3 protein-coding genes are annotated in these 5500 nt (G+C 62.0%); 2 read left to right on the top strand and 1 reads right to left on the bottom strand.

Features of this window, described 5'->3' with window-relative positions; all coding sequences use genetic code 11:
• Positions 1-261: 261 nt before the first annotated feature.
• Complete coding sequence (locus DW037_RS10265) at positions 262-699, bottom strand: universal stress protein (RefSeq protein ID WP_006235921.1); 438 nt, start codon at positions 697-699, stop codon at positions 262-264.
• 249 nt (positions 700-948) lie between these two features.
• Between DW037_RS10265 and DW037_RS10260 the strand changes: the two genes are divergently transcribed.
• On the top strand, positions 949-1929 hold the full coding sequence (locus tag DW037_RS10260) for an undecaprenyl-diphosphate phosphatase (protein ID WP_117799806.1): 981 nt from the start codon (positions 949-951) through the stop codon (positions 1927-1929).
• A gap of 227 nt (positions 1930-2156) precedes the next feature.
• Positions 2157-5057 (top strand): ATP-dependent helicase, encoded by a 2901-nt coding sequence (locus DW037_RS10255; protein WP_118373256.1) that lies wholly within the window; start codon positions 2157-2159, stop codon positions 5055-5057.
• The last annotated feature ends 443 nt before the right edge of the window (positions 5058-5500 follow it).

Raw genomic sequence — 5500 nt, 5'->3', positions numbered from 1 at the left:
GCTGGGCCTATGCCGGAATCTCTCCCACAGAAACCACCGAAGAGCCATATTTCGAGTAACGCATGCGGCAGACGTCCGCCCAAACAAAACGTGCCACCCCAAACGGGGCGGCACGCCATCTTTTATCAGCCAACTCGCTGAAGTAAGGCTGCGAAGGCCGCGGGGCCGGGAGGGGTTTCCTAAGGGCACATCCCGCAGCCGCAACGCGGCGAGGACGTGCCCGTGGAAACCCCGCAGGCCCCGCGGCCGGTGGGAGCAACGCTACTTCACGACCAAAATGTCGCAGTCCGTGTTGCGCAGCAGGAACGTCGAAATCGAACCCAGGAGCGCATACTTGATCGAGGACAGGCCGCGGGCGCCGCAGAGCACCAGGTCGGGCTTGACCACGTCGAGCATCTCGTCCTTGAGTGTCTCGCGAATGCGGCCGGCGCGAATCATGACCTCGACCTCGGGAATGTCGGGATTGGCCTTGGCCTCTTCGAGCTGCTTGGCGATGGAGTTCTTAAATGCCTCCTCTAGGCCGTTGACCAGATCGACCGGATAGGAACCGGCGCTCTCGAGTGCCGTGGAATCGATGACGTGGCCGATGATCAGCTTAGCGCCGTTGTTCGCGGCGACTTTGATGGCGCGTGCGAGCACAAAATCCTGCTGCTCAGTACCGTCGAGTGAAACAAATACCTTGGTGTAGCCCTCGTTCATGGTTTCCTCCTTGGTCTATCGCACGGGCGCGGGGCTCGTGCGTCGGGCGGGCACGGGTGCGTTGACCGCCGGACACTTTATCTTGTTGCAGTTATACCCAAGGATTTCGGTTTAACTGCTCGCAATTCTGTGAACGGGCGAGTTTTTTGGTAAGGGTAGGCGCGGTCGCACCGCCAACGGTTGATAATGGGACATCGCCCGCATCGTCCGCAGAGCATCTACCGGCGGGTGTCTAACGAGGGGGTCCCTTTGGATATTATCGAGCTTCTAAAATCTGCCTTCATGGGCCTGGTCGAGGGCATCACCGAATGGCTGCCCGTTTCGTCGACGGGTCACATGATCTTGGTGGACGAGTTCGTCAAGATGAACGTGAGCGAGACGTTCTGGAATATGTTCCTGGTCGTGATTCAGCTCGGCGCCATTCTGGCCGTCTGCGTGCTGTTCTTCCATGAACTCAATCCGTTCTCGCCCAGCAAGGGCAAGGAGGGCCGTCGCGACACCTGGGTGCTGTGGGGCAAGATTGTGCTCGGTTGCATTCCTGCGGCGGCGATCGGCCTGCCGCTCAACGACTGGATGGAGGAGCATTTTTACAATGCTCCCGTCGTGGCGCTGGCGCTCATTGTGTACGGCGTGCTGTTTATCGTGATCGAGAACTGGCGCGCAAACAAGCGCGAGGAAATGGCCGTTGCCGGTTCGTTTGGTTCGCGTGCTGTGGTGTCGGGTGGACGTCCCGCCGGTGCGCATTTTGCGGCGCCCGCCACGGCTACCGCTGAGGATGAGGACGATGACGAGAATCTGGACTTTGGTTCCATCGCCACGCTCGAGGATCTAAGCTGGAAGACTGCGCTGGGTATCGGCTGCTTCCAGGTGCTTTCGCTGGTGCCTGGTACGTCTCGCTCCGGTTCTACCATCATCGGCGGCCTGCTTTTGGGCTGCACGCGCTCGGTGGCGTCTAAGTTTACGTTCTTCCTGGCTATTCCCGTTATGTTTGGCGCGAGTGCGCTCAAGCTGGTCAAGTACTTCATCAAGGGCGGCACGTTCGGCACCAACGAGATCGCCATCTTGGGCGTGGGCTGCGTTGTGGCCTTTGTGGTTTCGCTCATCGCCATCAAGTGGCTCATGGGCTTCGTCCGCCGTCACGACTTCAAGTGCTTCGGCGTCTACCGCATCATCCTGGGCATCGTAGTGCTCGCATACTTCTTCGTTCTGGAGCCCATGCTCGGCCTGTAACTTGGTTGACGCTGCGCGGCGGCCAGAGCGACAACTTGTCATTCAAAGAGGGCGGCATGACCAAAAGGTCTATGCCGTCCTCTTTTTTGGGCGATGGGGCGGGCCTGACGGCGGCGCACGGAGTCGTGGTGTGATTTGCGTCGGTGTCCGCGCGGCTCGGTATACTGGTACGGCTCAAACTATGGCGCTGCCCGCAGGCGCGCCGTCTGTCAGATGAGGAGTCGCCCATGACCCAGCCCTTGCCCTGGGAAAAGAACGCCGCGGTGCCCGTGCCGCCCGCGCCGGAACCCGTGCCGCTCGATGCATACACCGCCCCCGCTGCGCCGGAGCCCGAGCTCGTTCCGCTCGACATCTACGACGCTCCCGCGCCGGCGCCCAAGCCCGCCAAGCCGCTCGTCGATATCGATAGCCTTAACCCCGCCCAGCGCGAGGCGGTCCTGACCACCGAGGGCCCGCTGCTGGTCCTTGCCGGTGCTGGCTCGGGCAAGACCCGCGTCCTGACCTTCCGCATCGCTCATATGCTTGGCGACCTGGGCGTTAAGCCTTGGCAGGTTCTTGCCATCACGTTTACCAACAAGGCCGCTGCCGAGATGCGCGAGCGTCTGGCGGCACTCATCCCCAGCGGCACTCGTGGCATGTGGGTGTGCACCTTCCATGCCATGTGCGTGCGCATGCTGCGCGAGGACGCCGACCTGCTGGGCTATACCGGTCAGTTCACCATCTACGATGACGACGACTCAAAGCGCATGGTGCGCGACATTATGCAGGCGCTCGGCATTGAGCAAAAGCAGTTCCCCATCAACATGATCCGCAGCAAGATCAGCTCGGCCAAAAACGCCATGATCGGGCCCGAGGACATGCTCAAATCCGCTGACAGCCCCAACGACAAAAAGGCCGCGCAAGTCTACCTGGAGCTGGAGCGCCGCCTGCGCGCCGCCAACGCGATGGACTTCGACGACCTGCTCGTGCGCACGCTCGAGCTACTGCGCACCCGCCCCGAGGTGCTCGACAAGTACCAAGAGCGCTTCCGCTACATTAGCGTCGACGAATATCAGGACACCAACCACGTCCAGTACGAAATCGCCAACCTGCTGGCCGCCAAGTACCAAAACCTCATGGTCGTGGGCGACGACGACCAGTCCATTTATAGCTGGCGTGGCGCCGACATCACCAACATCCTGGACTTTGAGCAGGACTTTAAAAACTGCAAGACCGTCAAGTTGGAGCAGAACTATCGCTCCACGGGTCACATCCTGAGCGCCGCCAATGCCGTTGTTCGCCACAACTCGCAGCGCAAGGACAAGCGCCTGTTTACGGCCGAGGGCGATGGCGAGAAGATTCAGGCTTTCCAGGCAAGCGACGAGCGCGACGAAGGTCGCTGGATTGCCGGCGAGATCGAAAAGCTGCATGCCAAGGGTACGAGCTACGACGATATCGCCGTGTTCTACCGCACCAACGCCCAGTCGCGTATCCTCGAAGATATGTTCCTGCGCGCGGGCGTGCCCTACAAGATCGTCGGCGGCACGCGATTCTTCGACCGCGCCGAGATTCGCGACGTCATGGCCTATCTCAAGATGATCGTGAACCCGGCCGACGAGATGAGCGTCAAGCGCGTCATCAACACGCCGCGCCGCGGCATCGGCTCCACCTCGATCCAAAAGATCGAGCAGCTGGCGCGCGACAACCGCTGCTCGTTCTTCCAGGCCTGCGAGATCGCAACAGCCGAGACGGGCATGTTTAGTGCCAAGGTGCGCAACGGTCTGTCGAGTTTTGTGGCGCTGGTGCGCGAGGGCCGCCGCATGGACGGCGAGCTCAAGGATGTCGTCGAGATGATTGTCGATAAGACGGGCCTGCTGCAGGCGTTTCGCGCCGAGGGCACCATGGAGTCCGAGAGCCGCGCCGAGAACATCCAGGAATTCCTGGGCGTCGCCGCCGAATTTGAGGAGACGCACGAGGATATCGAGGGTACGCTCGAGAGTCTAGAAGAGCTGCGCGCGGCCGGTGTTGCCGACGTGCCGTCCGTCGCCGAGTCCGAGTCCGTCGTGGTGAGTGCGCCCGCGTCCGAGCCGGGGCCGTCCGCTCCGGCATCCTCGTTTGAGGCACTTGTCGGCGCTCGTGACGCCGCGGGCTCCAATCCGCTCGATAGCCTAGCCGCCCCGGCGCTCTCGCCGCAGGATGCCCTGGCCGCCGCCATCGCGGGCAACGCGTATGCCGTGCCAACAGAGCTACCGGCGGGCGCCGTGCATGCCGACGAGATCGAGCGCACCTACGGTCCGCTCACCTGTAAGGCACTGCCGGCACTCATGGAGTGGCTGGCCCTGCGCTCCGACCTGGATTCCCTGGCCGGCGAGACGCATGCCATTACCATGATGACCATCCACTCCGCCAAGGGCCTGGAGTTCCCGGCGGTGTTCGTGGCCGGCATGGAGGAGGGTATCTTCCCGCACGTGCACGACTTTGGCGGCAGCGATGACCCGGGCAAGCTCGAGGAGGAGCGTCGCCTGGCCTACGTTGCCATCACGCGTGCCCGTAAGCGCCTGTTCCTGACCTATGCGGCCACGCGTCGCACCTACGGCTCGACCTCTGCCAACCCGCGCTCTCGCTTCCTCAACGAGATTCCGTTTGAGGATATCGAGTTTAGCGGTATCGGTTCTGCCGGTTTTGAGGGCACGGGCTGGGAGAAGCGCGGCGACCGTCACGGCACCTTTGGCTCGGGCATGGGCTCGGATATGTATGGCGGCAAGGTGTTCGGTTCGCATACGCGCTCGACCGGCGGTTCCGGTTCGCGCGGCGGATCGAGCTTCGACGATTTCTTTGGTGGCAGCACCTATGGCACCGAGCGCCATCGCGGGGTTTCGCCCGACGCCGGCCGTGTTGCCTCGACCTTTGGTTCGGGCGCGCCGCGAGCTAAAAAGCCGTCGTTCAAGGTGTCGCCGACGGTGGAGCGCAAGGTCGATCGCGCCAGCGCGTCGCAGGACTTTGCCGCGGGCGATACCGTGAGCCACAAGACCTTTGGCACCGGTACCGTGATCTCGGTCGCCGGAGACATGATCGAGGTTCAATTCGAAAAAACCGGCCAGACTAAAAAGCTTATGAAGGGCTTTGCGCCTATAGTGAAACTGACCTAGGCGGCTTTCCCAGGCACGGCACCTCGGCCTTCAATCGTCGGGCATGACCTCAAGGTCTATGCCCTCCTCTTTCAGGCCGATCTGCCGCACCTGGAAAACCCGTACATCCGGCTAGGCGGGCGCGCCGGGGGCTTTGGTCGCCTGCTCGGGCGGTCCTGCGCAAGACGGAGGCCACATTAAGTGGCCTCCTTTGCGTGCGGAACTCGCGATCGATGTTGCCCCATACGCCCGCCTAGGTCCTTGGGTAACGTTGCTGGACGAACGTCGCTTTGCTCGTCTGTTTTTTGATCTGGAGAGCCCGATGGGCTGAGAAATAGATACGAGTAGGGGCTCCCCCGTTGATGAACGGGGGGCCCTTCTTGCGTTTGGGTTGTTGCTGCCAGCCTGAGGCTCGCCGGGACGTGTCTCTATGGTTTTGTCAACCGCGTGCTTCGCGCCATTTC

The organism is Collinsella sp. AF39-11AT, assembly GCF_003474585.1.
Lineage (GTDB): Bacteria > Actinomycetota > Coriobacteriia > Coriobacteriales > Coriobacteriaceae > Collinsella.
This window is presented reverse-complemented; position numbering and strand designations above follow the sequence as displayed.

Coding starts and splice junctions, on each gene's coding strand:
- DW037_RS10255 (WP_118373256.1), top strand. CDS start 2,157: ATGACCCAGCCCTTGCCCTGGGAAAAGAACGCCGCGGTGCCCGTGCCG.
- DW037_RS10265 (WP_006235921.1), bottom strand. CDS start 699: ATGAACGAGGGCTACACCAAGGTATTTGTTTCACTCGACGGTACTGAG.